The organism is Gordonibacter pamelaeae 7-10-1-b (genome assembly GCF_000210055.1).
GTDB lineage: Bacteria > Actinomycetota > Coriobacteriia > Coriobacteriales > Eggerthellaceae > Gordonibacter > Gordonibacter pamelaeae.
The window spans coordinates 363,966-367,561 of the sequence record NC_021021.1; the positions used below are offsets into that span (position 1 = coordinate 363,966).

General features: G+C 64.7%; 4 protein-coding genes and 1 pseudogene. All 5 read left to right on the forward strand.

Annotated features, from left to right (window positions below; all coding sequences use genetic code 11):
- Positions 1-265: pseudogene (locus tag GPA_RS01670) on the forward strand (regulatory protein RecX); the annotation flags it as partial.
- Between the two features lie 164 nt (positions 266-429).
- Entirely contained in the window at positions 430-711 is a 282-nt protein-coding gene (locus tag GPA_RS17185) for a type II toxin-antitoxin system RelE/ParE family toxin (protein WP_231847689.1), read from the forward strand.
- A gap of 3 nt (positions 712-714) precedes the next feature.
- Complete coding sequence (locus GPA_RS01675) at positions 715-1,017, forward strand: XRE family transcriptional regulator (RefSeq protein WP_015538755.1); 303 nt, start codon at positions 715-717, stop codon at positions 1,015-1,017.
- Between the two features lie 318 nt (positions 1,018-1,335).
- Positions 1,336-2,868 (forward strand): ribonuclease Y, encoded by a 1,533-nt coding sequence (gene rny, locus GPA_RS01680; RefSeq protein WP_015538756.1) that lies wholly within the window; start codon positions 1,336-1,338, stop codon positions 2,866-2,868.
- Positions 2,869-2,973: 105 nt separating this feature from the next.
- Positions 2,974-3,596 (forward strand): ATP-binding protein (locus tag GPA_RS01685; protein ID WP_231847541.1); only part of this gene is annotated, 623 nt, incomplete at its 3' end.

Genomic DNA, 3,596 nt, shown 5'->3' on the forward strand with positions numbered 1-3,596 from the left:
GTCCCAGGGCCGCGGCGCCCAGGGAATCGCAGCCGAGCTCGAATCCCTGGGCATCGACGCGTCCGTCGTGCCCGGCTGGCCCGAAGAGTTCGCGGTCGACCACGAGAGCGAGGTGGCACGCGCCCTCGCGCTGCTCGACCGCAAACCTCCCCGCGCGAAGAACAAGCGCGACGCCGCGTACCGCCGCCTCGCCCAGAAGGGCTTCGGCGCCTCGGTCGCCTCCACCGCCGCCCGCATTTGGAGCGAGGGGAAGGAGCGCCAGTAGCGGTGGCATCACTCCGCGCTTTCACGCTTGACACCATAAGGAATACCTTATACTATACGGTTGATCTTATACGGAGGATCGATGGGCTGGCATGTTGATATCGACTTGACAAGCCTTGGCTCGATACCCAAGATCTCGTCACGGTTTCCTGCATAGAAGCGGCGATCGAGGAACTTGAACGTAAGGGCCCGAGTCTTGGCAGGCCGCTGGTGGATCACATCAAGGACTCCAAGCTTTGCAATATGAAGGAGCTTCGCCCTGCATCACCCGGGAGATCGGAAGTCCGCATTCTGTTTGCCTTCGATCCGAAAAGACATGCGATCATGCTTTTCGCCGGCGACAAGTCGTCCGGAGAGAAAAGCCGCGAGAAATGGAATGGATGGTACCGATCCGCCATTCCCTTGGCGGAGAGACGGTATCGCGAGCATCTGGGACAATTGGAGTGAACGATGGACATTCACGAGTATGCTATCAAGCGCGGTGTCACCGAGGAGATGCGCGATCAGGCTCGTCGTATTACTCAGGCCAAGGTCGATGCATACGACCTTGCCCAGGCGCGCAAGGAGCGCGATCTGACCCAAAGGGAGGTTGCAGCCAAGATGGGCGTCTCCCAATGCCGCGTATCTGAGCTCGAGGCCGGTCGGCTGGCTACGATGCGCGTCGATACGCTGTCGCGTTACATTGCAAGCCTTGGCAGAAAACTTGTTCTCAGCGCTGAATGGCCCGACAAGACCATTCCCTTGACTCTCTAAAACTCCAAAATCCGACACTCTATTGCGGACCTCGCTACGTTGTGTGCATGCAACGAGGTCGGCAGAACTCAAAACCGCCTATCGACCTCGTTTTCCGCTATTTTTCTGACAGGACTTCACCAAATGGGGAACAAGCCTTATCATGTGGTATAGCTTGAGTGAGACGTACCCGATAGGGTATTTCATATAGATACAATTCCATATGATCGCCCCCGTATTGCGTGCTCTTCGCTCATGCCCGGTTCATGGAACCGGCCTTTTTATGTAAACCGAGCAATATGAACAACGCATATCCGAACCAAAACGAAAGGGGGAGGCATGCCCGAGATCATCTGGCTGCTCATCGGTGCCGTGATAGGCATCGCCCTCGGCTTCGTCGGTGCCCGCTTCCTGGCCAGCTCGTCCGCGAAACGTGCGGCGCAAGAGGCCGAGACCGTGGTGGCCGACGCGAAACGACAAGCCGAAACACTGCGCCGCGAGGCCATCGTCGAAGCCAAGGACGAGGTCCTGAAGCTGAAGCAGGAGGCCCAGGCCGAGAACAAGGAGCGCATGCGCGAGGTGCGCGCCGCCGAGAACCGCGTGTCGCAGCGCGAGGAGTCGCTCGATCGCCGCGTGGAGTCGCTCGATGCCCGCGAGCATCAGATATCGTCCCAGCAGGGCCAGCTCGACCGTCGCGAGCGCGACCTCGAGGAGGCCGCCCGGGAGATCAACCGCCGCCTGGAGCGCGTGGCCGGCATGACGCCGGAGGAGGCGAAGGCCGAGCTGCTCGACACCCTCAAGGACGAGGTCGTGCACGAGTCCGCTGCCATCATCCGCGACTCCGAGGCCCGCACGAAGGCCGAGGCCGACAAGAAGGCCCGCTCCATCCTGAGCCTGGCCATCCAGCGCGTCGCGGCCGACCACTCCGCCGAGAACACGGTGAGCGCCATCCATATCCCCTCCGACGACCTCAAGGGCCGCATCATCGGGCGCGAGGGCCGCAACATCCGCTCGTTCGAGCAGCTCACCGGCACGAACCTCATCATCGACGACACCCCGGAGTGCGTGACCATCTCGTGCTTCGACCCGGTCCGCCGCGAGATCGGCCGCGTGACCATGGAGAACCTCGTGGCCGACGGGCGCATCCATCCGGCGCGCATCGAGGAGATGTTCGGCAAGGCCGAGGCGTTCGTGAACCAGCGCGTGCAGGAGGCGGGCGAGCAGGCCGCCTTCGACACGGGCATCCACGACCTGCATCCCGAGCTCGTGCGCACGCTCGGCCGCCTGCGCTACCGCACCTCCTACGGCCAGAACGTGCTGAACCACTCGCTCGAGGTGGCCTACCTCTCGGGCGTCATGGCCGCGGAGCTCGGGCTCGATCCCATCCCGGCCAAGCGCGCGGGGCTCTTGCACGACCTGGGCAAGGCCGTCGACCACGAGGTCGAGGGCAGCCATGCCGTCATCGGCGCCGACCTGGCGCGCCGTTTCGGCGAGAAGCAGGACATCGTCCATGCCATCGAGGCGCACCACAACGACGTGGAGCCCTCGAGCGTGCTCGCCGTGCTCGTGCAGGCCGCCGACGCCGTGTCGGCCGCCCGCCCCGGCGCCCGCAAGGAGACGCTCGACGCCTACATCAAGCGTCTCGAGAAGCTCGAGGAGATCGCCAACTCGTACAAGGGCGTGGAGCGCACGTACGCCATCCAGGCCGGCCGCGAGGTGCGCGTGATGGTGGAGCCCGAGGTGGTCGACGAGGCCGCCACGACCGTGCTCGCCCATGACATCGCGCACCGCATAGAGAACGAGATGCAGTACCCCGGCCAGGTGAAGGTCGTGGTCATCCGTGAGAGCCGCGCGGTCGGCGTCGCGAAGTAGGGCGACCCCGGCATGGCCAACGGCTCGCTGGAAGCCTTCATAGAGAACGTCAGTGGCGACAGCCATCTCCGGGTCGAGGCGGACCTCGGAGATGGCTTCGTCCGTTTGAGGAGCGCGGAGGCCGAACGGCGCCAAGCCGCCCACGATATCCGCTCCACGGAGGACATCGTCATCGAGATGCTGCGCAACGCGCGCGATGCCCATGCCAAGAGCGTGTTCACTGCCGTGTCGCGCGAGGGCGGCCGCCGGCGCATCGTCATGGTGGACGACGGTGACGGCGTGCCGCCTGCCCTGCACGAGCACGTGTTCGAGCCGCGCGTCACCTCCAAGCTCGACACCATGCACCTGGACAAGTGGGGCGTGCACGGCCGCGGCATGGCCCTGTACTCCATCGCCGTGAACGCCGAGACGGCGCGCATCGCCGCCTCGGATGCGGGACGGGGCTCCTCGTTCGTCGTGGAGACGGACCTCGCGCGCGTGGGGGAGAAGGCCGACCAGTCGAGCTTCCCCGTGTTCGAGCGCACCGATGCGGGTACCGTGGCCGTGCGCGGCCCGAAGAACATCCTGCGCACCGTGTGCGAGTTCGCCCTCGAGTGTCGCCGCGACTGCACCGTCTACCTGGGCTCCGTCACCGACGTCGTGGCCACGCTCTACGCGTTCGGCCTCTCGTCGCTCACGGCGGCGTCGCGCGCGTTCGGGCGAGCCGACGAGCTGCCCGTGTGCAAGCG

Coding starts and splice junctions, on each gene's coding strand:
- GPA_RS01675 (WP_015538755.1), top strand. CDS start 715: ATGGACATTCACGAGTATGCTATCAAGCGCGGTGTCACCGAGGAGATG.
- rny (WP_015538756.1), top strand. CDS start 1,336: ATGCCCGAGATCATCTGGCTGCTCATCGGTGCCGTGATAGGCATCGCC.